At 43.4% G+C, this 24,865-nt stretch carries 20 protein-coding genes and 1 tRNA gene; 5 read left to right on the forward strand and 16 right to left on the reverse strand.

The annotated features are described in order from the left end of the window. Positions 1-48: 48 nt before the first annotated feature. The 6 genes from IEE84_RS11535 to IEE84_RS11560 all read right to left on the reverse strand — a co-directional run bounded on the left by IEE84_RS11535 (position 49) and on the right by IEE84_RS11560 (position 6,940). Positions 49-124, reverse strand: a tRNA-Trp gene (locus tag IEE84_RS11535). A gap of 332 nt (positions 125-456) precedes the next feature. Further along, on the reverse strand, positions 457-1,647 hold the full coding sequence (gene tuf / locus IEE84_RS11540; protein ID WP_057758488.1) for an elongation factor Tu: 1,191 nt from the start codon (positions 1,645-1,647) through the stop codon (positions 457-459). Positions 1,648-1,870: 223 nt separating this feature from the next. Next, the gene (fusA, locus tag IEE84_RS11545) at positions 1,871-3,997 is read right to left on the reverse strand and encodes an elongation factor G (RefSeq protein ID WP_057761733.1); all 2,127 of its coding nucleotides are present in this window, start codon (positions 3,995-3,997) and stop codon (positions 1,871-1,873) included. 343 nt (positions 3,998-4,340) lie between these two features. Further along, entirely contained in the window at positions 4,341-4,814 is a 474-nt protein-coding gene (gene rpsG, locus IEE84_RS11550; protein ID WP_057761735.1) for a 30S ribosomal protein S7, read from the reverse strand. Positions 4,815-5,032: 218 nt separating this feature from the next. Next, entirely contained in the window at positions 5,033-5,407 is a 375-nt protein-coding gene (rpsL, locus tag IEE84_RS11555) for a 30S ribosomal protein S12 (RefSeq protein ID WP_011281154.1), read from the reverse strand. Between the two features lie 411 nt (positions 5,408-5,818). After that, entirely contained in the window at positions 5,819-6,940 is a 1,122-nt protein-coding gene (locus IEE84_RS11560) for an EcsC family protein (RefSeq protein ID WP_191114267.1), read from the reverse strand. A 499-nt stretch (positions 6,941-7,439) separates the two neighbouring features. Between IEE84_RS11560 and IEE84_RS11565 the strand changes: the two genes are divergently transcribed. Together IEE84_RS11565 and IEE84_RS11570 are read left to right on the forward strand one after the other, a co-directional pair. After that, complete coding sequence (locus tag IEE84_RS11565) at positions 7,440-8,675, forward strand: beta-ketoacyl-ACP synthase II (RefSeq protein WP_102091614.1); 1,236 nt, start codon at positions 7,440-7,442, stop codon at positions 8,673-8,675. 3 nt (positions 8,676-8,678) lie between these two features. Further along, positions 8,679-10,412, forward strand: coding sequence for an anthranilate synthase component I family protein (locus IEE84_RS11570; protein WP_191114268.1), 1,734 nt, complete (start codon positions 8,679-8,681; stop codon positions 10,410-10,412). A 156-nt stretch (positions 10,413-10,568) separates the two neighbouring features. On the opposite strand, the gene hisC is transcribed toward IEE84_RS11570, so the two are convergent. From hisC to IEE84_RS11610, 8 genes are all read right to left on the reverse strand, one after another. Continuing rightward, positions 10,569-11,702: a histidinol-phosphate transaminase gene (hisC, locus tag IEE84_RS11575; protein ID WP_191114269.1), complete on the reverse strand. Its 1,134-nt coding sequence runs from the start codon at positions 11,700-11,702 to the stop codon at positions 10,569-10,571. Positions 11,703-11,776: 74 nt separating this feature from the next. After that, the gene (hisD, locus tag IEE84_RS11580) at positions 11,777-13,072 is read right to left on the reverse strand and encodes a histidinol dehydrogenase (RefSeq protein WP_191114270.1); all 1,296 of its coding nucleotides are present in this window, start codon (positions 13,070-13,072) and stop codon (positions 11,777-11,779) included. Positions 13,073-13,322: 250 nt separating this feature from the next. Then, positions 13,323-14,015, reverse strand: coding sequence for an ATP phosphoribosyltransferase (gene hisG, locus IEE84_RS11585; protein ID WP_101205353.1), 693 nt, complete (start codon positions 14,013-14,015; stop codon positions 13,323-13,325). 94 nt (positions 14,016-14,109) lie between these two features. Then, positions 14,110-15,378, reverse strand: coding sequence for a UDP-N-acetylglucosamine 1-carboxyvinyltransferase (murA, locus tag IEE84_RS11590; protein WP_114701832.1), 1,269 nt, complete (start codon positions 15,376-15,378; stop codon positions 14,110-14,112). Positions 15,379-15,489: 111 nt separating this feature from the next. After that, positions 15,490-15,741: a BolA family protein gene (locus tag IEE84_RS11595; RefSeq protein WP_102091608.1), complete on the reverse strand. Its 252-nt coding sequence runs from the start codon at positions 15,739-15,741 to the stop codon at positions 15,490-15,492. Positions 15,742-15,905: 164 nt separating this feature from the next. Beyond that, positions 15,906-16,901 (reverse strand): alpha/beta hydrolase, encoded by a 996-nt coding sequence (locus IEE84_RS11600; RefSeq protein ID WP_191114271.1) that lies wholly within the window; start codon positions 16,899-16,901, stop codon positions 15,906-15,908. Between the two features lie 237 nt (positions 16,902-17,138). Next, a complete protein-coding gene (locus IEE84_RS11605) occupies positions 17,139-17,939 on the reverse strand; it encodes a BON domain-containing protein (protein WP_191114272.1) in 801 nt (266 codons plus the stop codon). 267 nt (positions 17,940-18,206) lie between these two features. Further along, the gene (locus IEE84_RS11610) at positions 18,207-18,692 is read right to left on the reverse strand and encodes a YraN family protein (RefSeq protein WP_191114273.1); all 486 of its coding nucleotides are present in this window, start codon (positions 18,690-18,692) and stop codon (positions 18,207-18,209) included. 143 nt (positions 18,693-18,835) lie between these two features. On the opposite strand from IEE84_RS11610, the gene rsmI reads away from it, so the two are divergent. Both rsmI and IEE84_RS11620 read left to right on the forward strand, forming a co-directional pair. Beyond that, positions 18,836-19,792, forward strand: coding sequence for a 16S rRNA (cytidine(1402)-2'-O)-methyltransferase (gene rsmI, locus IEE84_RS11615; protein ID WP_224737786.1), 957 nt, complete (start codon positions 18,836-18,838; stop codon positions 19,790-19,792). A 55-nt stretch (positions 19,793-19,847) separates the two neighbouring features. Further along, a complete protein-coding gene (locus IEE84_RS11620; RefSeq protein WP_191114274.1) occupies positions 19,848-20,867 on the forward strand; it encodes an adenosine kinase in 1,020 nt (339 codons plus the stop codon). Between the two features lie 116 nt (positions 20,868-20,983). Here the strand turns inward: IEE84_RS11620 and IEE84_RS11625 are convergent, their stop codons facing one another. Beyond that, complete coding sequence (locus tag IEE84_RS11625) at positions 20,984-22,306, reverse strand: O-acetylhomoserine aminocarboxypropyltransferase/cysteine synthase family protein (protein WP_191114275.1); 1,323 nt, start codon at positions 22,304-22,306, stop codon at positions 20,984-20,986. Between the two features lie 256 nt (positions 22,307-22,562). After that, complete coding sequence (gene nfuA, locus IEE84_RS11630) at positions 22,563-23,246, reverse strand: Fe-S biogenesis protein NfuA (protein WP_057761762.1); 684 nt, start codon at positions 23,244-23,246, stop codon at positions 22,563-22,565. A gap of 586 nt (positions 23,247-23,832) precedes the next feature. Between nfuA and IEE84_RS11635 the strand changes: the two genes are divergently transcribed. Then, the gene (locus IEE84_RS11635) at positions 23,833-24,822 is read left to right on the forward strand and encodes an alpha/beta fold hydrolase (RefSeq protein ID WP_191114276.1); all 990 of its coding nucleotides are present in this window, start codon (positions 23,833-23,835) and stop codon (positions 24,820-24,822) included. The last annotated feature ends 43 nt before the right edge of the window (positions 24,823-24,865 follow it).

Here is a 24,865-nt window from a genome sequence, read left to right on the forward strand (position 1 = left end):
GAACTCGCTTCGGAGATGGTGGGGTACAACAAAGATGTGATAAGAAGATGGCAGGCGATGTAGGACTCGAACCTACAACCCTCGGTTTTGGAGACCGATGCTCTACCAATTGAGCCAATCGCCTATGGGTGTAAAGGACAGCATTATACAATATTTAGCATAGAATGCAAGCCCTTGACGGCAAAATTATTAATTTTACCTGATTTTGCAATGCCGCAATCTAAAATAACTGCTAGCGTTAAGTGCAGCGATAATATAACAAGCTATGCCACAGATTACAATATGTTATCTAACAAATAATTGTCTCTGTCACACATATAGCCAATTCATTAACACACGCTAAGTCTAACTCTATTTTAGATCGTGCTTTAATACTTCCCTAATAAAAAAAGGCCACCCTAAATAGGATGGCCTTTTTTATGACTAATTCATAAGCTCATTACTGAGACTTAATGATTAGTTCAATACGTTAGCAACAACACCAGCGCCTACAGTACGGCCGCCTTCACGAATAGCGAAGCGAAGACCTTTGTCCATAGCGATTGGGTGGATAAGCTCTACGCCCATCTCAACGTTATCACCAGGCATTACCATTTCAGTACCGTCTTGTAATTGGATTGCGCCAGTTACGTCAGTAGTACGGAAGTAGAACTGTGGACGATAGCCGTTTAGGAATGGTGTGTGACGACCACCCTCTTCTTTTGACAATACATATACTTCAGCGTCAAACTTGGTGTGAGGAGTGATTGAACCTGGCTTAGCTAGTACTTGGCCACGTTGTACGTCTTCACGCTTAGTACCACGTAGTAGTACGCCACAGTTTTCGCCTGCACGACCTTCGTCAAGCAGTTTACGGAACATCTCTACACCAGTACAGGTGGTTTTTTGAGTGTCACGGATACCAACGATTTCGATCTCGTCGCCAACTTTAACGATACCAGATTCAACACGGCCTGTTACTACAGTACCACGACCTGAGATTGAGAATACGTCTTCGATTGGCATTAGGAATGCTTTGTCGATGTCACGCTCTGGCTCTGGGATATAAGTGTCTAGTACGTTTAGTAGTTCTACAACAGCTGGTTGGCCGTATTTTTCTTCTGAGCCTTTTAGGGCTTCAGTAGCAGAACCTTTAACGATAGGAGTGTCATCGCCTGGGAAGTCATAGTCGTTCAATAATTCACGAACTTCCATTTCTACTAGCTCTAACAATTCTTCGTCATCAACCATGTCACATTTGTTCATGAATACGATGATGTACGGTACGCCAACCTGACGTGAAAGCAAGATGTGCTCACGAGTCTGTGGCATTGGGCCGTCAGTTGCAGATACGACTAGGATTGCGCCGTCCATCTGTGCCGCACCAGTGATCATGTTTTTAACATAATCGGCGTGACCTGGGCAATCTACGTGTGCGTAGTGACGGCTGTCTGTGTCATATTCTACGTGTGAGGTGTTGATTGTGATACCACGTGCTTTTTCTTCTGGTGCTGAGTCAATAGACGCGTAGTCTTTGGCTTCGCCACCAGAGGTGATTGCAGCTACGGTTGCGATTGCAGCGGTAAGGGTTGTTTTACCATGGTCAACGTGTCCGATTGTACCGACGTTGACGTGTGGCTTGTTACGTTCAAACTTGGCCTTTGCCATGGGTATTTCCTCTTTTTTTGGGGTTCAAGACTTAACTCATATAAATATGATTATTAAGACGATTTTGACCACATTAAGATAATTGTTAAAAGGTTGCACATACTAATGTGCAGATATTATAAGAAAATCGCGGCCAATAACAAGTCTTTTAACAAGTTATTGGCGTATTCTTTAGTGACAATACACAGACGTACTCTATATTGTCACTTTCAGTAAGTTTTATTTACTCGTCATCATCTTTAGAGTTGAACTTAGAGATGATTTCAGCAGCAACTGATTTTGGAATTTCAGCGTACTTTTGGAATTCCATTGAGTAAGTTGCACGGCCTTGTGACATAGAGCGCATTTGAGTGGCATAACCAAACATTTCCGCTAATGGTACTTCAGCACGAATCTGTTTAGTACCGCCAGGTAGGTCTTCCATACCCTGTACCAAACCACGACGACGGTTAAGATCGCCCATGATGTCGCCCATGTAGTCTTCAGGTGTTTCAACTTCTACTTTCATTACTGGCTCAAGTAGCGCTGGATCAGCTGCTAAGAAGCCTTTTCTGAAGGCCATAGAACCAGCCATCTTAAATGACAATTCATCAGAGTCAACGTCATGATAAGAACCATCATACAAGGTCGCTTTTACGCCAACTACTGGGTAGCCTGCAAGTACGCCGTTTTTCATGCGCTCTTGAATACCTTTATCAACAGCACCGTGGAATTCTTTTGGTACAGTACCACCAACAACTTCTTCAGCGAATTCATATTCAGTGTCGCCAGCTGGATCAAGTGGCTCAAGACGTAACCATACGTGACCAAACTTACCACGACCACCTGTTTGACGTACGAATTTGCCTTCTTGTTCAACAGTGTTACGAATCGTCTCACGATAAGCAACCTGAGGTGCACCGATGTTTGCTTCAACGTTGAATTCACGCTTCATACGGTCAACAAGAATCTCTAGATGTAGCTCACCCATACCACTGATAATCGTCTGACCAGATTCTTCGTCAGTGTGTACACGGAACGATGGATCTTCTTTTGCCAAACGGCCAAGAGCGATTGACATTTTTTCTTGGTCAGCTTTGGTCTTTGGCTCAACAGCTAGAGAGATAACTGGATCTGGGAATTCCATACGCTCAAGAGTGATCACGTTGTCTTCATCACATAGCGTATCGCCAGTAGTCACGTCTTTCATGCCGACTAGAGCTGCGATATCACCAGTACGAATCTCTGCAAGCTCTTCTTGAGAGTTTGCCATCATCTGTACGATACGGCCAACACGCTCACGCTTCATTTTAACTGGGTTATAAACACTGCTACCCTGCTTCATTACACCAGAATAAACACGTACGAAGGTTAAGTTACCAACGAATTTGTCATTCATGATTTTGAACGCTAGTGCTGAGAAAGGTGCTTCATCTGATGCTTCACGGCTGCCTTCGCTTTCGTCTTTGTCATCAAGAATACCTTTAATAGCAGGTACGTCGATTGGTGCAGGTAGATATTGAATAACGGCATCTAGCATCTTCTGTACACCTTTGTTCTTAAAGGCAGTACCACAAAGAAGCGGAATGATTTCGTTATCGATAGTTAACTGACGAATAGCACCGTGAATTTGTTCTACAGTCAATTCACCGTTTTCTAGGTATTCGTTCATCAACTCTTCGTTTGCTTCAGCAGCGCTTTCTACAAGGTGCTCGCGGTATTCTGCTGCTTTTTCTTGTAGTTCAGTTGGGATTTCGCGCTCATCATACTGCATACCTTGAGACGCTTCGTCCCAATAGATAGCTTTCATGGTTACTAGATCAACAACGCCTTCGAAGTCATCTTCTTTACCGATTGGGATAACCAATGGTACAGGGTTACCGCCTAAGCGAGTTTTGATCTGTTCGATAACACGATAGAAATCAGCACCAACACGATCCATTTTGTTTACAAATGCAAGACGTGGTACTTTATATTTGTTCGCCTGACGCCATACGGTCTCAGACTGTGGCTGAACGCCGCCTACTGCACAGTAAACCATGCAAGCGCCATCAAGTACACGCATAGAACGTTCAACTTCGATCGTGAAGTCAACGTGACCTGGGGTATCGATGATGTTGATACGGTGTTCGTCAAACTGTTTAGCCATACCTGACCAAAAACAAGTTGTTGCCGCTGAGGTAATAGTAATACCACGCTCTTGTTCTTGCTCCATCCAGTCCATAGTGGCTGCGCCATCATGTACTTCGCCAATTTTGTGGCTAACACCGGTATAGAATAAAACACGCTCTGTAGTGGTTGTCTTACCAGCATCGATGTGCGCTGAGATACCAATATTGCGATAGCGTTTTAGGGGAGTTTTACGAGCCATAGTGTTTTCCTAGGAAAAGTCGTGTATATAATAATGTATTGTGTCTCTACCTCATACTCTATGACAAAGCGTTCAGCTTCGTAATATTACTTACTGATTATTGAGCCTAATACGGACAAAAAAAGAGCAAATACTAAGAATAGTGCGGCATCAAATTTGGGATGCTCTCCAGCAAAAACTGTATTTGTTAAGAGAGACATCTGGATAGATGTCCGCCACCTCAGTCATCAATAAATAACATTTATATATGACCGAATGATGATGGCGGCAATCAATAGAATAAACAACAATGTAAGATTAAATGGCATGAGCCTCTAATCTCAAGCTACTATTAAAAAGTAGCTTAGAAACGGTAATGAGAGAATGCTTTGTTAGCATCTGCCATGCGGTGAACTTCGTCACGCTTTTTCATAGCAGCGCCTTTGCCATCAGCAGCATCATTCAATTCGCCAGCTAAACGCAAAGCCATTGATTTTTCAGAACGCTTAGCAGCAGCTTCAGCTAACCAACGCATAGCCAATGCAGTACGACGGGAGGGGCGTACTTCCATTGGTACTTGATAGGTTGCACCACCAACGCGGCGAGCTTTTACTTCTACCATTGGGCGTACATTTTCTAGCACTTCTTCGAAGAAAGATACTGGATCTTCAACTTTACGCTTCTCACTTACTGTCTCAAGTGCACCGTAAACGATACGCTCAGCAGTAGATTTTTTACCATCACTCATTACATGGTTGATGAATTTTGCAACAGTTTGGCTACCAAACTTAGGATCCGGTAGGATCTCACGGGCAGCAACGACGCGACGTCTTGGCATAATAAATTTCCTTATCTTCAGGAGTGTCTAACATTCACAACATCGACTACTTATCATTAGGATATAGCAGTGAGTTATCAGTTAGCCTTACTGCATGGTGGTATGTTTTAAGAGCAAATCCCAGATATATATTTATATAAAAGCGATATTACTACTGACACCAAACCCATGCACAGTTATTGGGTAGTGCAAAAAGCTTAGTTAATAACGTTCAGTTATTAAACTTTAGGCTTCTTAGCACCGTACTTAGAGCGACCTTGCTTACGGTCTTTAACGCCTGCGCAATCTAATGCACCGCGAACAGTGTGATAACGTACACCTGGTAGATCTTTTACACGACCACCACGGATTAGAACAACACTGTGCTCTTGTAGGTTATGACCTTCGCCGCCGATGTAGCTTGATACTTCATAGCCTGAAGTCAAACGTACACGACATACTTTACGCATGGCAGAGTTAGGTTTTTTTGGCGTGGTAGTATATACACGAGTACATACACCGCGACGCTGTGGGCACGCTTCCAACGCAGGAACTTTTGACTTTTCCTTGATGGTTTTGCGACCTTTACGAATCAATTGGTTAGTTGTTGCCATAAGGCATCCTTCTCCCGTTTGGTATAAAACAAAAAAATGGGCCAATGCACCATCTATCTGACAATAATTGCAGATTTCGGGGCACCCATTTTTAGGACAGTGTATTATAAAGAGTTGTTGCTGCTATTTCAACCACTTATGAATGGTTTCGCTTTACAACATTTGATAGATATGCATTCAGCCTCCCATTGTATCACTTTATAGATTTTTCGCCGAAAAATAGCGTAATAAATAAAGCAAACAAAGTGAGCTCAAGCATCATTAAGAAAAGATGTTTAACATTGAAATGGTACTTGATAGTAACTAAGTGGTGGTATTTATCCTAATTTTCAAGTCGTGCTGCTCAATCAAACCAAGATAAATACCATCGTACTTATAAATATATAACCCAACTAGCAAATTATATGTCTATTACTTGGCTTTTTTATCAGACGTTTGCTTGTTTGCGTCTTTTTTACTGCTAGTTTTTTCTTTACTAGCTTCTTCTTTATCAGAGACCTTTTCTGAATCACTGCTTTTTTCTTTGCGCTCTGTGTCTTTTTTCGCCTCATCAGTATCAGCCTTTTCTACTTTAGCCTCACTGCTGCTGTCATCAGTAATAGCACGATTGGCCAACTTTGCTTCTGGTGCAAAGGTCGCCTGAGCAACGCCAATCACTTCGTCAATCAACTGGCTGTTATAGTGCATGCCGATCGCTACTGTGGTGACAGGAATAAAACGACGAACCCATGATAAATTAATCTGATCTAAATCAATACCTACTTGACTTGCGACTTTGTCTATTTGCTCAGCATAGAAATTTACATTTTTATTTTTTAGACCGAGATTTTTAAGTTCACTATGCAGTCCATTGCTCTGAGCATTATCAAGCAAACCTTTACCGATACCTAGACCAGCTAGTAACGCTTGTTTTTCTTGCATTTTGCTCAAATCAGCGTTTGATAGTAGTTCGTACGCCATCTTGACGCCTTGCTTACCTGTTAGCGGCTTGTTATATACAGCAGCAATCTGATAAACCGTACGTAATGAAACCAGTAATAGCCATAGTGTATCAGCAAGCAAGCCTGGTAGACCTGCTAAACCTGTCAAACCACCCATCATTGCAAGTGCACGGTTCTGGTTAGCAATATCAGTAGCGAGCGCATAACGCTCTTCGTCATCTAAAGTAGCAATATTGGCAAAGCGATGCTCATTAGGTAAGTCTAGTTGACTCCAGTTCGCAGCGAGGTTGGCCACTTGGGCAAATGCGCCGTCAACTGTCGATTGAAAAAAGCTATTTGGCACGACTTTTTTGGCATATTTACCATAAGTAGCAAAGCGTGGTCCTAAAAGTTGCTGCGTAGCCTTTAGTGTTTGCTCACGAAACAAATCTTGTTGGTAGTCTTCATCGCCTAGGTCTACGGCTTTGTATTGACGCGGTTTGCCTGTTTTGGCGTTTACGCTATCAATCATAGCCCCTACGCGCTCTAAATTGTTTCGAGTGAAAGAGCCAATGGTATTGATGCTTTTAGAAAGAGTACTACGCTTTGCCATCGTAATGTCCTTAATATGATGAGTTGGTTTTTTAATGTAATTGTATTTTAATATAATAGTTAATTATTAATAATAATGAATCTATTATTTTAGCCAGTTATCGTAACTGGTGTCAGTGCGAACAATGTTATTAGAATCACAAATTTTGTATCTAAAGTATAATTCCGTCCATAGTCAGTAGCTAGTCTTACTTCTCATCTCTTTACTCAAAACTCAGTCATAAGTGTTATTTTGTCGTTATTTTACACTTGTCCAAAGATTTTCAGTGCTTGATACGTTATCATGTGCCGTAACTGAGAGCATAATTGTACACTGAGTTTATATTGCCTCTGATAGACCGTTAACAGAATTTCGTTACCTAAATTCATGCTATCGTTATCTACATAGACTATTTTTTCATTATAATGCTCGAATTAACTCATAGTTAAACATCATATATAGATTTACCACGATTATTGCAACCAACTGCTAGCAAGTCGTTACTTATAAGGAATAGCATATGCGCCGCGTCGTTATTACTGGAGCAGGGATTGTCTCTTGTATTGGACATGATTTAGATACTGTCACCACTGCCTTAAAAGAAGGTCAGTCTGGCATCACATTTAATGATTCTTATGCTGAGCACGAGTTTAAATCACACGTGAGCGGTAGTATCAATCAATCAGAACTTGATACCAGTGGTATCGATCGTAAGCTGAAACGGTTCTTTAGTGACGCCAGTCTCTATGCTTATGTTAGTGCGCTAAATGCGATTGAGCACTCAGGACTATCGCTTGATACTATCAATAACAACCCACGAGTGGGTGTAGTGGCAAGTTCGGGCGGCGCATCAACAGAAAATATCGTCAATGCTATCGATGCTATGCGCGAAAAAGGTCTACGCGGTGTCGGCGCAATGGCAGTACCAAAGACAATGGGCAGCTCAGTATCAGCTGCTTTAGCAACTGGCCTCAAAATCCAAGGCGTCTCCTACTCTCTCGCCTCTGCTTGCGCGACTTCAACACACTGTATCGGTCATGCTGCTGAGCTTATCCAATTGGGTAAAGCCGATGTGATATTGGCTGGTGGTAGTGAAGCTGAGCATTGGACGCAGTCTTGTATGTTTGATGCAATGGGCGCAGTTAGTACTCAATATAATGACACACCAAAACTTGCTTCAAGAGCCTATGACAAAGACCGTGACGGTTTTGTGATTGCTGCTGGTGGCGCGATGGTAGTTGTAGAGAGTCTAGAGCATGCTCAAGCACGCGGTGCCAATATTTTGGCTGAAATCGTTGGCTATGGTGCCAGCTCTGATGGTGCGGAAATGGTTGCGCCAAGCGGTGAAGGTGCTGTTCGCTGTATGCAACAAGCCTTGGCTGAAGCGGGACTAGAAAGTGTCGATTACATCAACAGCCATGGTACTAGTACGCCGCTAGGCGATATTACTGAGCTTAAAGCGATTGCTAAAGTATTTGATAATGACGTCAGTAAAGTACCTGCTATCAGCTCAACCAAATCAATGACAGGTCATAGCTTGGGCGCTGTTGGTGCACAAGAGCTGATTTATTGTCTACTAATGCTACAGGACGGCTTTATCGCTCCAAGTATCAATGTTGACAACCTAGATCCTGCTGCTGAAGGTTTCGATATTGTCACCGAAATGCGTGAAGCAAATCTTGAAACCTTGATGAGTAATAGCTTTGGCTTTGGTGGTACTAACGCTACGCTGATTATCAAAAAGTTTGACGCTTAACCCATGCTTGTATCAAACCACAATACAACTGAGCAGACAGATTCTGTGCCATCGCCAGCTAGCAAACCTAGCTGGCGTTTTGGTGATTTGTCTGCTGCAGAGCTGATGCCTGAGCTACAACGTCACTTGCTCGACCAAGATATTAAAGCAAACTGGCAACTTGTTTGGCTTAATAACGATGGTCGACCCGTGATCGGCTTACTCCCAAAAGTCAGCTGGTCTGTTTATCCCAATGATGAGCAAGCTCTTAATAGTTCACCCAATATTTATAAAGTGATTAAAAGTTGTCGCAGTACTGACGTGCGCCGCGATACTAATGTAAATAGCGCTGATAATAGTTATGCTGGCACGACAGCTTATATGAGCTATCTAGAGTGGCAAGAAGAGCTAATCGCTTATAGCAATGCTCAAGAAGTTAATCACGACACGTCATATATCAATAGCGAAGAAAGCTCGAAGTCCAGTTATCATCATGGGCTAATCGGTTTTATTGGTTATGATATTGCAGCTCTCGAACTCAGCCCTGCCGATAGGATTGAATTGGCAATGCAGCCGTCTGCTTCGTTGGGACATTATGATATTTATCTAACACCTACGGCACATGCTGATACAGGTTGGACGTTAAAAAGTCATCTAACTAACGATGATGCTTCTGAGAATATTGGTCATAAGACAAACGATAACCTCGTAACCACTCTTACCTCTTACCTAAATGAACTGGATCAAAAACTGTCTGATAAACATCTCAATCAACCACAGTTTAAAGATGTATCAAACATCACTCCCCTAGTTTTAAGTCCGCGATGGAGTAAGCTTGATTATCAACAAGCATTTAATCGCACACAAGACTATCTACAGCAAGGCGACTGCTATCAAATAAACCTGACACAGAAATGGTCTGGCAGTTTAGCGTGTAAAAATAACGATGTTCAATCAGCCTTTTCGCTTATTGACTATTTGCCCGCACTGTATCGCAATACAAAAGCGCCTTTTGCAGGATATGTGAGCATTGATAGCAATGGTAGTGATTACCTAAATAGAAGCAGTAGCTTTAACGCAGACAGCAATCATTTTGAATTGTTAAGCTGCTCACCTGAGTTATTTTTTACATTCACTAGAGAAATTGACACTGGCAAACACTCTATTCGCACCAAGCCTATCAAGGGAACCATGCCGCGAGGTACGACTAACGAGCAAGATGAGCTGTATAAACAGCAACTGGTCAATAGCGAAAAAGACCGTGCCGAAAATGTCATGATTGTAGATTTACTGCGTAATGATTTGGGCAAATACGCCAAAATTGGCACTGTGAAAGTACCACAGTTATTTGCGATTGAGAGCTTTAGCAACGTGCATCATATGGTGAGTACTATTACCGCTGAGCTAAAAACTGATACTCATCCGTTGGCTGTATTGTTTGGTAGTCTGCCTGCTGGTTCTATCACTGGCACACCAAAAAAACGCGCTGTCGAAATCATCGCTGAACTGGAATCTACGCCACGCGGTGCCTATTGTGGCACTATGGGTTATATGAACTTTGATGGTAGTGGTCAATGGAATGTTTTGATTCGTACATTGCAAGTCAATGCTTCGTCAAATGGCAGCCTTAATAGAGAAAGGCACATCAACCTGTGGGCAGGTGGCGGTATTACGGTCGCGTCTGATTGTGATGCTGAATACCAAGAATGCTTAGATAAAGTAGGTAACTTATTATCAGTACTGGCTCAAAAAACCTAAGATAGTAAATTAAAATGCTCTAATTAATCTAAAGCAAAAAAAAGCCTGCCAACGTTACGTTAGCAGGCTTTGTTTCTAAGACTTATCGTTAGTGTTTTACGTGATGAGTAAAGAGACTTACCTACCAATATCCTATATTAAGCTATCAACCTAACATTATTCAGCAGCAACGCTAGCATCGACTTGCAAGGCTTTTAGAGCATCAATCAAACGGTTGTTCTGCTCTGCCGTACCGATAGTAATACGCAAGTACTCTGCAATACGCGGCTTATCAAAATGGCGAACAATAATACCTTGCTCGCGTAACGCACTCGCGACAGCACTTGCATTGCCATCTTTTGGACGAGCGAATACGAAGTTTGCATGTGACGGTAGGACTTTATAGCCCAATGTAGTCAGTTCTGCCGTTAGCGACGTACGTAAATCAATGACTTGCTGACGGGTCTGCTCAAAGTACTCAGTATCTAACACACTCGCAGTCGCCCCAGCCTGAGCCAACTTATCCAGCGGATAGCTGTTAAAGCTATTTTTCATCCGTGTTAATGCTTCAATCAATGATGCATTACCAAAAGCCATACCAACCCGCAATCCAGCAAGCGAACGTGATTTTGAGAAGGTTTGAGTCACGATAACGTTATCACACTCATTGATTAAACTCACCGCTGAGACTGGCACGTCTGCATTGCTTTCATCCATCTGAGCAAAATCGATATACGCTTCGTCAATAACAATGACCGCATTAGAATGCTCACTCGCAAGTTTACGAATATCAGCAAGCGACAGCAGTAAGCCCGTTGGCGCATTAGGGTTGGCGATGATAATGCCGCTACAAGGCTGACGATAAGCATCAGGGTCAATGCTAAAATCTTCCTCTAGAGGAATCTGTACAAGCTCTACACCGAACGTCTGCGCATATACTGGATAAAAACTGTAACCAATATCAGGTGATAACAGCGGACGCTCTTTTAAAAAGAAGCTCGCAAATACTAACGCCAAGACTTCGTCCGAACCATTACCGACAAATACTTGATTGATATCAAGGTTGTATGACTGTGCCAATGCAGCACGTAGGTCATTAGATTCAGGAGCAGGATACAAACGTAACTCATCAGCTTGCTGTTCCAAAACCTTGGCAATAGCCTCCCCTACTTTTGGCGAGGGTGGAAATGGGTTTTCATTGGTATTTAGTTTGCATAGATTGTCGTGTTGCGGCTGCTCACCTGGAACATAAGGTGACAAGTTGCGCGCTTTAGACGACCATAGTCTGGTGTCTATCTTTGACTCACTCATAAATTATCCTACTATTAGCCACAAAGACTATTAAAAATAAATATCAAAAGTAAAAGCTAAAAATTCAAAATCAACTACTGATAACGATAACGAGCTGAACGCGCATGGGCTTCTAAGTCCTCACGCTGCGCTAAAATATCAGCTGTCTCAGCCAAAGGCTTACTACCGGATTCACTGCAATAAATGATAGATGATTTCTTTTGAAAATCGTACACACCTAACGGAGAAGAAAAGCGCGCTGTGCCTGATGTTGGCAGTACATGATTTGGCCCTGCACAGTAATCCCCAATAGCTTCGGGCGTATGACGACCCATAAAAATAGCGCCGGCATGACGAATATCATTCAACAGTGCATCAGGATTATCAACGGATAACTCTAAATGCTCAGGAGCGATACGATTGATAAGTGCCATACCTTCGCTACGATCTTTTACCAAAATCAGTGCACCGCGGTTCTGTAATGAGTCACGTGCGATGTCTGCTTTTGGTAGCTCAGCCAATGCTTTTTCTATCTCAAGTGCTACTTCGGTGAGCTGCTCTTCGCTAGTCGTCACAAAGATAGCTTGTGCAATACGATCATGTTCAGCTTGAGACAATAGATCCATCGCTAGCCAGTCCGCTCTATCTTGTGCTTCGCCTTCTGCATATACCAATACTTCTGAAGGTCCAGCAATCATATCGATACCAACTTGACCAAATACTGCGCGTTTGGCTGCAGCGACATATTTGTTGCCTGGTCCTGTGATTTTGTCCACGGCTGGAATCGTTTCAGTGCCGTAAGCTAAAGCTGCTACTGCTTGAGCGCCACCAATAGTGAAGACGCGATCGACTTGGGCCAAATGAGCCGCTGCTAATACTAACGGATTGAGCACGCCTTTAGGCGCTGGTACGACCATGATAACTTCAGTGACGCCAGCTACCTTAGCAGGAATAGCATTCATCAATACTGACGATGGATAAGAAGCCAAACCGCCTGGTACATAAATCCCAACGCGATCAAGTGGCGTGACTTTCTGACCCAATCGGTTGCCTAGCTCATCCTCATACTGCCAGGTTTCTTGTACTTGGCGCTCATGGAATGTCTGTACCCGAGTCGCTGCTGTGGTCAACGCTGTCTTCACTTTTTCATCAAGATTGGCAAACGCTTCAGCAAGCGCTTCTTTAGACAACTCTAACTCTTGCATCGACGTTGCTGGATGCTGGTCAAACTGCTGAGTCAATGCCAATACGACGCTATCACCATCAGCACGTACTTGGGCGATGATATTATCGACGGTATGTAATAGTTCAGCATCATTGACTGTTTCAAAGGCAAGCAACTGTGTCAATTGACTATCAAAATCGGCATCTTGGGTACTTAACTGGCGCATGACCTAATCCTATATCTGAGCATAAAGTAGTGCTAAAAATGAACGGTTTGGAACTAAGTAAAGTAGGTTTATCTTTCAAAGTATTGCGACTTATTCAATGTCTTCTTGTCTGAATTTTACGGTGATTTTATGTTTTCTCAAGCTAAGACAACAAAACCAGTTTAGCACGCTACGTCACTCATAGCCTGCTAAACTGGTTTAAAAATTTGTATAACCATGCTTTATATTACCAATGACTTGCACTGGATAATTAGCTATTGGCGATACTATTTTTAAAGCTATCTAAGATTGGTTCTAGTAGTGCAAATTTGCGCTTATAGCTGACTTGATTGACGATCAGACGTGATGAAACATCACAAATGTGATCGCGGGCTTCAAGTCCATTGGCGCGTAATGTATTACCTGTGTCGACCACATCGACAATCAGATCGCCCAAGCCGACCAACGGCGCAAGCTCCATCGAGCCATAAAGCTTGATGACATCAACCTGCTGACCTTGGCTTGCAAAATAAGCACGAGCGACATTGACATATTTGGTCGCGATACGCAGGCGACGATTTGGCAGCGGTGCATCTTTCACACCCGCAGTCATCAGTTTGCACTGGGCAATCTGCAAATCGAGTAATTCATAAACATGATTGGCACCATGCTCAAGCAGCACATCTTTACCTGCCACCCCAAAGTCAGCAGCACCGTGTTCGACATAGGTCGGCACATCGCTGGCACGCAAAATCAATACACGCACATTTGGATTTGAGGTTGGAAAAATCAGTTTACGCGACGCTTCAGGATCTTCTAGTAAGTCAACGCCAGCTGCACGTAGCAGTGGCATGGTCTCTTCTAGAATGCGGCCTTTTGATAAAGCCAAGGTTAGACCTGAAAACTCATCGTTTACTTCATTTAATAAACCGCTGGCTGGTAAAGATTTGCTTGTCTCAGTCATAGTGACATCGTGTCCATGTGCAGTCCCCTATTAAAAGGGGAGTTTTTAATTTATAACGTAATATGGGTAACAGTCGATATTGAGTCAATCAATATTAAGCGTTGGTATTAATACGCTCGATGTTCACGCCTAAGCTACGCAGCTTGTCTTCAACATGCTCATAACCACGATCGATGTGGTAAATACGGTCAATTAAGCTCTCGCCTTCAGCAGTTGCCGCTGCCATTACCAATGACATAGACGCGCGTAAATCCGTCGCCATGACTGGGGCTGCGGTAAAGTTTTCGACACCTCGTACTACCGCAGTGTGACCATCAACCTGAATAGACGCGCCCAAACGATTAAGCTCTGGTACATGCATATAGCGGTTTTCGAAGATGTTTTCGATAAAAGTACTTGTACCGTCCGCTAAGCAAGCAATCGCCATGAGCTGAGCTTGCATATCCGTTGGGAAACCAGGATGTGGCTGAGTACGGATGTCAACTGCCTTTGGACGACCTTTCATTTGTGCGCGAATCCAGTCATCACCACTCGTGATAGTTGCACCCATGTCTTCGAACTTCTCTAGCACTGGCGTCAATAATAGAGCAGATGTTTTTTTGGTCAACACATCGCCACGTGTCATCAAGGCACCAGCAAGGTATGAGCCTGTTTCGATACGGTCAGGGACGACTGAGTACTCACAGCCGTGTAGACGCTCTACCCCTTCGATCGTCATCGTTGATGTACCGATACCGCTTATTTTGGCACCCATTGCAACCAACATATTGGCCAAATCAACCACTTCTGGCTCTAACGCACAGTTGCCTAAGACAGTCGTACCTTTGGCCAATGCTGCTGCCATGATGACGTTTTCAGTACCGCCAACGGTAATCATATCAAATGAGAAATTACAGCCTAATAGCTTGCCACCTTTTGGCGCTTGGGCCTTTACATAGCCATTTTCTACACTGATTTCAGCACCCATCGCTTCAAAAGCTTTTAGATGCTGATCAACAGGGCGCGAACCAATCGCACAACCACCTGGCAATGAGACTTCAGCTTCGCCAAAACGTGCCAGTAACGGCCCTAGTACCAAGATTGACGCGCGCATGGTTTTTACCAAATCATACGGGGCATAAAAGTTATCGATACTCTTGGTATCGCAAGTGACCGTATCATCTTGCTTCTGGATTTTGATACCCATGCCACCGATCAATTCAATCAACGTTCGCACGTCTTGTAGTGACGGCACGTTATGCAGTGTCGTTGGGGTCTCAGCCAATATCATAGCTGCGAGTAACGGCAAAGCGGCATTTTTGGCGCCTGAGATGGTGACTTCCCCTGCGATACGACTACTACCAGTGATTAAAAATTGATCCATAAAGGTGACAACCTAGCGATGAGTATAGAAAATTATGAAAACCAGAACTACAGTACTCAACCATGCATATGGCCGATTCAGTAATATCTAGTCATATAGACAGCTATTTGATTAGCCTTTTGATTGAACGTCCCACTCAGCAGGCGTCAGCGCTTGGATATTGAGTGCGTGAATATCGCCACTCGCAATCTTATCATTGACTAACGCATATACTGCTTGCTGACGTTGAACCGCGCGTTTGCCTTCAAAGCTGGCATCGACCACGCGTACGTCAAACTTATTACCTTGGTTGGCAGCTTGAATAAAAGCGTCTGGGAAGTGAGTCTGTAAAAATGCGATCAAATCGTCAGCGTTCATGCTCATAGAATAGTCTGCCTTAAAGTTTAGAATAGGGTATAGATTTAAAGTGATGACATTATAACAAGAGTTTGCATATCTTACAGTACTGTCTTACTCAAGTGTGTTTAAGCATTGAGACAGTACTATCAATTAAATGGTCAAAAGTCGCCGATATGCATAGTGATAAGCTATTTGAGCGTTTTATCCAAGTAGGTCAATACTTGCGCACGCACATCATTGACCCAGCGTAGCGGCGGTGCCATCGCACCAATACTGGTCGCATGACTGGCCCCTTCGATTTCGCCCGTTTCAACGGTTACGCCTGCTTTTTTAAACGCTTCTGTCATTTTTATTGTATTCGTCACATGTACAATTTTATCTTTTTCAGCGGTTAATAATAAATACGGTGGCTGTGCACCTTTAATCTGACGATCTGGCATCACCTGATCAGGCGTGGCGTTAGAGCCAAACGCTGTTGCACTACTGAACTTACGGAAATCATAGCTATAAGGACCCGCAATCCCAATAACGGTTGCAATATCTGTTGGCTTAATGCCATAAGGCGCCAAAAAGTCTTCGTTGGCAACGGCTGCTACTGCATTAAACGCGCCAGCAGAATGCCCCATCACTGCTAGGCGTGACGGATCAGCATGGAGACTGGTCGCATTTTCAATACTCCAAGCAATCGCTTGAGCCGCATCTTTGACATAATCAGGATAGACATGCTCAGGCGCTTTACGGTAATTAATCACTGCGGTGACGTACCCTGCTTTGGCTAGGCTCTGACCGACAAAGGCATATTGTTCTTTATTGCCGCTCTCCCATGAACCACCATGGACAAATACCACCATAGGATAGCTAGTGTTGATAGTACTCTGAGATTTCATTGCTTGTGCTAGCGGTTTTGGATAATAAATATCTAGATCTTGTGAGGGCTCGTCACCGTATAAAATGTCTTTGCTAACCCCAACGCCACCACTAGAAGTAATCCCATTGACGATAGCCAATGGCGATAATGCCTGTGCGTTTTGCGTGGCTAATGCGATACTGCCCAATGCCAATATTGCCGCACCACCAAATCTCAATGTTCGCGTTTTCTTATGAGCAGGTTTATTGTGTATACCTATATTACCAATGGCACTTGTGTCTTCATTTGGTTGTATATTTGCCTGTGCATCCTTCATGACCAGTATCCTATTATATTTATTTATCAATCAGTAGTAACAGGCTAACAGCGATAATGGTTCATTCATTAGCCAATGATGTTTTTGGTATTGGTATCATTGACCAACACGCTGACTCTGCTACGTTTTACTATTGATATAGTACTCACTGGCTGAAGATTTCTCGTGCCTTTACTGTTATCACTATTTAGGCTTATTGTGATTAACGCCATTTATCGCATGATGAACTAAGGATGTTTACTGATTCTGATAAAGGTCGATATAAGGGCTTGAAGACGGCTGCGCAGTAGTGGCCTCTTCTTCCGTTATGACAATAGGCGTTGCCGTGCTGATAGTGGTATCTTGGGCAGCTGGCACTACTGCAGGATTGGCCAAATTATTCTCATACATGATGTCATCATTATTTATTTTCACCCCTCTATCGTCAACGACAGTTGTCAGCAATACCAACTCAGTGACTCCAACAGTACTATTGGCGATATCAATCAGATGACTCTGCTGAGTAGGTGTCATACGACCCATAATGTAGACCACACCATTATTGGTAACGGCTTTAATTTGTGAGGCACTCACACCATCGCTGGCGGCTATTTTGGCCAGCAGCTTTGAAGTGATATAGCCATCATGAACCGTTGAGCTATACCCTTTTGATGCACTCACTTCCATCTCATTGTAGACACGGCGTACATCTGGCATAGAGCTAACGACTTTTTCTACTTCTGCTTTGAGCGTTTCAGTTGGCACTTCACCTGTGAGCAGCACTTCGCTATTGAAGCTATCGATACCCATACGACTGGTTTGCTGCAGGTCTTCTTTTAACCCGTATATATTGATTTTGGCAGTATGTTCAATACTACGATCGAGCAGACGCTGCGGAATCGTGCGCTCAGTCATTGGTACACCATAAGTCCCTTCTGTACTGTTAGTCAGATAGTTGGTGGCACAACCTGTACTGACAACGCAGGCAGCAATCATAATGCCAGTCGTAATACGGCGTGATGAACCAAAAATAGCAGTGCGCAAATGCATCGGTGTCATTATTTACCTCTTAGAACATGGTTGTGACAATTTTATAAATTGAGCAAATCTTAATCTAGGCCGTAGCTTCATTGTAAAGAAAACACGCTCTAGTAGTGACGAGCTAAACGTAGCTGTAGGCTAATACTGTATCTAATTTATAGGAACTTGACTATAACCGCTACTTTACTTAATTTTGGCCATCAGCGGTTAGCTTTTTAGTAACGAACCTTACTTGTCAGATGTGGTTAGATGCTTCATTTGGCAGCATCTATCTCACTTATTCTATTACCAAGCACTGGCTATAAAAGCATTTTGAATCCATTCTGGTTGATGGTCTAACTGCTCATTTCTTGAATTTGACTTACTCATCGTGTTGTAAGCAATGACATCAAACCGGCAGTCATAATGAGCATACTCAGGATACTGCTGCAAAAAGGACTGCGCTGTCTTAATAACTTTGCGCTGTTTGCTTGCTGTCACACTGAGTGCCGCATCGCCATAATTCGAAGACTTGCGCTGACGAACTTCAACAAATACTAATGTTGACCATGCTGAACCTATTTCAATCATGACCAGATCCAGCTCACCTATCTTTGGCTGTTGCCAATTTTGCGCGACTAACCTTAACCCTTGCGCTTGTAAATACTCACACGCCTGCTGCTCAAACTGACTACCTTGACGCTGTTTTGGTGAGGTTAAAATTAAAGGCTTATGGTTCGGCATAAGGTTAATTGGTCTGATTAACATTTGAGAATTATCATAGCACAACATGCTAAACTAGCCACTTCTGCGCGTTCTACTCTCACAATCTATCGATTTCCTTACTCATTATTTGACTGAAAAACTATAGACAATGATTGTACATACTAGCGCACTATTATTTTCTAACGTCTTTTTAACGACCCGAGGTTTTCATGTCTACCCCTACTGCGATGCCAGCTTGTCTCTATATCGTTGCCACGCCGATTGGCAACATGTCCGACATGACATCGCATGCAATTGATGTCTTAAAGCAAGTCGCCATTATTGCCTGCGAAGACACCCGCACCTCAGGTAAACTACTGTCACATTTTGGCATCGATACCAAAGGCAGCAAAGGTGACGAGACAAAAGACTCAGAGACTCGTCCTGCCAAAAGCAGTATCGAAAATGATGACACGACAACAAAGCAAAAAGGTCACAATAAGCTATGGGCCTATCACGAGCATAATAGCGCCATTCAAACGCCCAAAATTATTGAAATGATTGAACAAGGTCATTCGGTTGCCTTGATTAGTGATGCGGGTACACCTCTGGTCAGCGATCCAGGCTATCAATTGGTGCAAGCTGCACATGAAGCAGGCGTGACCGTATCACCTATCGTTGGGGCTTCTGCTGCAATTGGCGCATTGTCAGTAGCAGGGCTACCCTCTGATCGATTTAGCTTTATTGGGTTCTTGCCAGCCAAAACGCATGGTCGTCAAAAACAGCTGAGCGATCTAATCGCACGTACCGAAACTTTAATCTTTTATGAAGCGCCGCATCGCATCGTATCTAGCCTAGAAGACATGGCAACGATATTTGGTGCAGACCGCGCAGTGACTTTTTGCCGTGAATTAACTAAGACGTTTGAGACGGTACATAAGAGCACCCTTGGCGAGTTGGTTGAGTTTGTCAAAGCAGATGACAATCAGCAACGCGGCGAGATTGTCGTGGTCGTCGCTGGCGTCGGTGTGGCAAAAGATACTGACGACATCAGTACGCACGATAAATTGCTACAGCGTTTGCTAGAGGATTTGTCGGTCAAAAAAGCAGCTGCACTGGCCTCTGATATTACTGGTGTGAAGAAAAATGCACTTTATCAGCGTCTACTAGAGTTGCAAGCAGACTAGATTTTTAATAGTAAGAAAGATAACCGTTTATAAATGAATTGAGGAGAGATAAGCAATGTACGATGTAATGGCAATAGGCAATGCGTTGGTTGATCACGAATATGTGCTATCAGATGCAGCACTAGAAGAGACCGAGTTGACCAAAGGTAATATGACGCTGGCAGAGTTTGAAGAGCAGCAGCAACTACTGGCTTACTTTAAACTGGCTGAGATTGAGCCATCAAAGCAAGCAGGCGGCGGATCAGCAGCCAATGCGATGTTTACCTTTGCCAGCTTAGGCGGTAAGCCTTTTTATGCTTGCCGCGTTGGTGATGATGATCAAGGGGCATTTTACCTCAGAGACTTGCACGAAGCAGGTGTCGCAACCTCAGACAAATCCATCCATGCAGGCGGTGTGACCGGCTCATGTGTGGTTGCCGTTACCGAAGATGGCGAACGCACCATGCAGACTTATCTTGGTACCTCAAGTGAGATTGCCGCTGACAATGTTGATTTTGACGCATTGACACAAGCAGATTGGCTATATATCGAAGGCTATCTGGCGATGTCTGAGAGCATCCAACCAGCGATGACTCAATTACGTCAACAAGCCGGTATTCATAATGCAAAAATCGCAGTGAGCTTTGCTGACCCTGCGGTAGTAAAATTTGCCAAAGATGGTTTGCTTAATATGCTCGGCAACAAAGTCGCAGTGATATTCTGTAATAGCGAAGAAGCTAGACTGTTTACAGATAAAAAACAAGTCAAAGCAGCAGCGCGTGCCCTGCTTGAATATTGCCAAATTGCCGTCGTCACTGATGGTGCTAACGGTGCAGTAATCGCCCATCAGTCTAATAACGAGGCAGAAGTTGAAGTGCATGACGTTGCAACGCCAGCAGTGGCCAACGTCATCGATACCAACGGTGCAGGCGATAACTATGCTGGTGCTTTCTTATATGCATTATCGCAGCAGTATAGTCTGCCCGAATGCGGTCGTCTTGCCAGCGAAATATCAGCACAAGTTATTCAACAGTTTGGACCGCGTCTTGCCTCGCAGGATTATCGAGATATCGCGCAGCGTGTACTGTCTGCTTAATTGTTAAACACATCTGTTGGACGCAAAACAAAAAGCCCATATCAAATCGATATGGGCTTTTTTTATATCATTCAGACTTGCTTAAACAGTTTGCTCAATTTAATAAGCGCTCTTTATTAGGCAGAAGCTAATGCTTGGGCGAGATCGGCTTTGATATCTTCGATATGTTCGATACCAATCGACAGTCGTACCATATCTGTACTAACGCCTGCATTTTCTAGCTCTTGCTCATTTAACTGACGATGGGTGGTCGTCGCTGGATGACAGGCCAATGATTTCGCATCACCGATGTTTACCAAACGAGTTATCAGTTGCAGCGCATCGATAAAGCGCGCTCCTGCTTCCAGTCCACCTTTAACACCAAAGGTCAAAATAGCAGAAGGCGTGCCTTTCATGTATTTTTTGGCAAGCTCGTGCTCAGGATGGTCAGACAGACCCGCATATTTAACCCAAGCAACTTTATCATGGTCACGCAGATATTCTGCAACGGCTTGTGCATTTTGCACGTGACGCTCCATACGCAGACTTAACGTTTCCATACCTTGCAAGATACCAAAGGCATTTAGCGGACTAAGTGCTGCCCCAGTGTTACGTAATGGCGCAACGCGAGCACGGGCAATAAAGGCTGGCGCGCCTACGTCTTTGACGAAATTTACCCCATGATAGCTATGATCTGGCGTATTCAACAGTGGAAAACGCTCAGGATAATCGCCCCAAGCAAACTTGCCACTATCGACAATCGCACCACCAATTGACGTACCCGTTCCACTCATATACTTGGTCAATGAGTGAATCACGATATCTGCCCCGAACTCAAACGGACGGCATATTGCAGGCGTCGCCACGGTATTATCAATCACGACAGGTACACCATATTCGTGAGCGACATCACTGAGCGCTTGAATGTCCACGATATTACCTAGTGGGTTACCGATACTCTCTGCAAACACCATTTTGGTTTTATCATCTATGAGATCACGAATGGCTTCTGGGTCTTTATGATCGAAGAAGCGCACTTCGATACCTTGACGCGGCAATGCATGGGCAAACAAATTATAAGTACCGCCATATAGCGTTGATACAGCGACGATATTGTCGCCTGCTTCGCAAATGGTCTGAATCGCATAAGTGATGGCAGCCATACCAGAGGCTACGGCAAGCGCACCGATACCGCCTTCTAACGCAGCCACACGCTCCTCTAACACCGCGTTGGTTGGATTCATGATGCGAGTATAGATATTGCCTGCGACTTTTAAATCAAACAGATCTGCACCATGCTGAGTATTATCAAACGCATATGAACTGGTATGATAAATAGGCACGGCGACTGCTTTGGTCGTTGGCTCTACACTATAGCCAGCATGAATCGCTAAGGTCTCAAGACGTTGAGGGGTCTCTAATGGTTGGGCTGTCTGCTGGTCTGCTGATCCGTCACTCATAGTACATTCCTTTATTTTGATAAAAGATGATTTGTTGACGACGTATCGCTCAAAAACCACCTTAAAAACTGTCTGCTAAATCATAGCAATAAAAAAAGCTGAGTTCATCATAACTCAGCTTCTTTATTAAAAGAATAGCAAAATACTCATCTCTTCATGACAAATATTCATAAGCAGCAAACCAAATAGGCATATCTATACTAGAGATAATGGCCACCTTTAATAGCAGCCACTTTGCTTTTAACTATTTTTTATTTTATTTGTAGTAAGCATTCTCTGTACGAGTATGGTCAGTTTCATCAACCACTTGGGTCAATTCTGGAATTTGCTGTTTTAGCTGCACTTCAACACCTTGACGTAGAGTCATATCAACCGCTGAACACCCTTGACAACCACCGCCGAATTTCAATACAGCGGTTAGACCAATGCCTTCTTCATCAATCAGCTCAAGCAATTGTACGTCACCGCCATGCGCTGCCAAGCCAGGGTTGATCTCTGACTGCAATACATAGTTGATACGCTCTTCGACACTGGCATCAGCGCCTACTTTAGGTACTTTAGAGTTTGGTGCGCGGAAAGTCAGCTGACCACCAAAACGGTCTTTATTATAATCGATGACCGCGTCTTCTAGATAAGGTACTGACGCCGCCTCAATAAAGGCAGAGAAGTTTTCATACGTAAAACGCAAATCAGCGCTGTCTTCTTCGCCCGGCTGATTATAAGCCATGCAACACTCTGCACGCGGCGTACCAGGATGCTCAACGAAGATACGCACACCGATACCATCGGTATCTTGCTTAGACAACAAATCTGCTAAGTAGCCTTGAGCTGACTCAGTGATAGTGATGTTGCTTTTCGCTTCGACTTGCTCGGTATCTAGCGCTGATTCATAGCCAGCAGTTTGGTCTAGTTGGTTATCAGCTTGGTTTTGCTCACTCATAATGTTTCCTATGCGTTATGACACAAACGCTATATCTATTATGGCTACTGTGTCGTGAATTTGGATTTTTAAAATGTTTACGATTTATATAAGACATGCAGACTGGCAATGATTGGTATTTATTATTGTATGACATTGGTCGACATGAGTATAAAGTTTAATCCATCTATAGCAGTCATTATACCTGAATCAAGCATCAATTCCGACCACGCTACTGCGAATTGAACCGTGGCTGTTGCAAATGGTCGTCATTGGTTTTTTTAATGATGCTAACAGGTGGCAAAGTAACTCAATATTTAAACCATGACAGATAAACACGCTGAATGACTATGTTGGCTGCCAAGTTATTCTCTATATAAAGACAGCTGTGCCATTTATCAAGCGCACTCAGCGTTTTCGATATGCCATACCGTTCACATCTAGTCCGAGCAAGTCATCTAGTTTTGACGTAGTATTGTTAATTTGAATGATTGTGCGCAGTAGCGTTATGAGCATGGTAGCTTTTAATCGCCTTGTATTATAAGTATCAACTTGTATAAATATCGACTTGTATAAAGATTACGTATTTTTTGGATAGGATCATTTTATGATGACACGGACGTTGCACCTAGTAACTACCAAGGATGATGAGAAAATTGCCGTTTGGAAAGTAGTCGATAATCCAGATAAAGATACGATAGCTAACACGTCAGAAAACAGCCTGCCTGACATCACACCGCAAAACATATTTTTGACACATGGTACGTTTTCTGACAAGCAAACTTGCCTCAAAATCGCCGAATATTTTGCGGGGCTTGGTCATCATTGCTACATCATGGAATGGCGCGGACATGGTGATAGCTCGCTACCGAAAGAAAAATTCAACTTTGAGACCATCGCCACTTACGACTATGAAGCGACTTTTCGCTATTTCTTTGAAGAATTAAAATTCGATAATATACATTGCGTCACTCATAGTGGTGGCGGTGTTGGCTTGACCATGTTTCTCGTTCAAAACCCAAGCTATATCGATAAGGTCAATAGCATCAGTATGTTTGCCTGCCAAGCTTTTGGGGCAGCGCAAGACTCGACCAGCCACGCAAAAATCCTTACGGCCAAGATAGTTACTCGATTGGTCGGCTTTATACCCGCTAAGCAGTTCAAGGTAGGCCCTTTTAACGAAAGCTACTATACGATGACCCAGTGGTACGATTGGAATTTGCGTAAAAATTTTAAAAGTAGCTTTTTAAAAAAGGCTCATTTTGATAAAGGCAGGACGAATACAGACGAAGTGAACGAAAGCATTAATCAGCAGAAAAGTACTGGTGATGACTTTATCGACTATCGACATCATATGGCTCAGATTACCATTCCCGTTTATTCTATTAGCGCAAAAGGCGATACCTTCATCTCCCCTACTTGCGGCTGTCGTTTGTTTTTTGATGGCTTTAACAATTCAACCAATGTCTTTCGAGAGTACTCGCTTAGTAATGGCGATTTAGATGACTATACACACAGTCGCATTATGATTAGCCGCAATGCTGCTACAGAGATTTGGCCAACGGTGACGGCATGGATAGAGAAGCATGCCCGTTAAAGCATATGTATCGATTGGACGGTTTCGATAATGACACACCCCT

Origin of the sequence: Psychrobacter sp. 28M-43 (assembly GCF_014770435.1) — a bacterium.
GTDB lineage: Bacteria > Pseudomonadota > Gammaproteobacteria > Pseudomonadales > Moraxellaceae > Psychrobacter.

Excerpts from the sequence above, each read along its gene's own strand:
- hisC (WP_191114269.1), bottom strand. The coding sequence starts at position 11,702 with ATGAGTGAGTCAAAGATAGACACCAGACTATGGTCGTCTAAAGCGCGC.
- IEE84_RS11560 (WP_191114267.1), bottom strand. The coding sequence starts at position 6,940 with ATGGCAAAGCGTAGTACTCTTTCTAAAAGCATCAATACCATTGGCTCT.
- IEE84_RS11570 (WP_191114268.1), top strand. The coding sequence starts at position 8,679 with ATGCTTGTATCAAACCACAATACAACTGAGCAGACAGATTCTGTGCCA.
- IEE84_RS11610 (WP_191114273.1), bottom strand. The coding sequence starts at position 18,692 with ATGTTGTGCTATGATAATTCTCAAATGTTAATCAGACCAATTAACCTT.
- fusA (WP_057761733.1), bottom strand. The coding sequence starts at position 3,997 with ATGGCTCGTAAAACTCCCCTAAAACGCTATCGCAATATTGGTATCTCA.
- IEE84_RS11605 (WP_191114272.1), bottom strand. The coding sequence starts at position 17,939 with ATGACACCGATGCATTTGCGCACTGCTATTTTTGGTTCATCACGCCGT.
- IEE84_RS11635 (WP_191114276.1), top strand. The coding sequence starts at position 23,833 with ATGATGACACGGACGTTGCACCTAGTAACTACCAAGGATGATGAGAAA.
- IEE84_RS11595 (WP_102091608.1), bottom strand. The coding sequence starts at position 15,741 with ATGAGCATGAACGCTGACGATTTGATCGCATTTTTACAGACTCACTTC.
- tuf (WP_057758488.1), bottom strand. The coding sequence starts at position 1,647 with ATGGCAAAGGCCAAGTTTGAACGTAACAAGCCACACGTCAACGTCGGT.
- IEE84_RS11625 (WP_191114275.1), bottom strand. The coding sequence starts at position 22,306 with ATGAGTGACGGATCAGCAGACCAGCAGACAGCCCAACCATTAGAGACC.
- rpsL (WP_011281154.1), bottom strand. The coding sequence starts at position 5,407 with ATGGCAACAACTAACCAATTGATTCGTAAAGGTCGCAAAACCATCAAG.
- hisG (WP_101205353.1), bottom strand. The coding sequence starts at position 14,015 with ATGACTGAGACAAGCAAATCTTTACCAGCCAGCGGTTTATTAAATGAA.
- nfuA (WP_057761762.1), bottom strand. The coding sequence starts at position 23,246 with ATGAGTGAGCAAAACCAAGCTGATAACCAACTAGACCAAACTGCTGGC.
- rsmI (WP_224737786.1), top strand. The coding sequence starts at position 18,836 with ATGTCTACCCCTACTGCGATGCCAGCTTGTCTCTATATCGTTGCCACG.
- IEE84_RS11565 (WP_102091614.1), top strand. The coding sequence starts at position 7,440 with ATGCGCCGCGTCGTTATTACTGGAGCAGGGATTGTCTCTTGTATTGGA.
- IEE84_RS11620 (WP_191114274.1), top strand. The coding sequence starts at position 19,848 with ATGTACGATGTAATGGCAATAGGCAATGCGTTGGTTGATCACGAATAT.
- IEE84_RS11600 (WP_191114271.1), bottom strand. The coding sequence starts at position 16,901 with ATGAAGGATGCACAGGCAAATATACAACCAAATGAAGACACAAGTGCC.
- rpsG (WP_057761735.1), bottom strand. The coding sequence starts at position 4,814 with ATGCCAAGACGTCGCGTCGTTGCTGCCCGTGAGATCCTACCGGATCCT.
- hisD (WP_191114270.1), bottom strand. The coding sequence starts at position 13,072 with ATGCGCCAGTTAAGTACCCAAGATGCCGATTTTGATAGTCAATTGACA.
- murA (WP_114701832.1), bottom strand. The coding sequence starts at position 15,378 with ATGGATCAATTTTTAATCACTGGTAGTAGTCGTATCGCAGGGGAAGTC.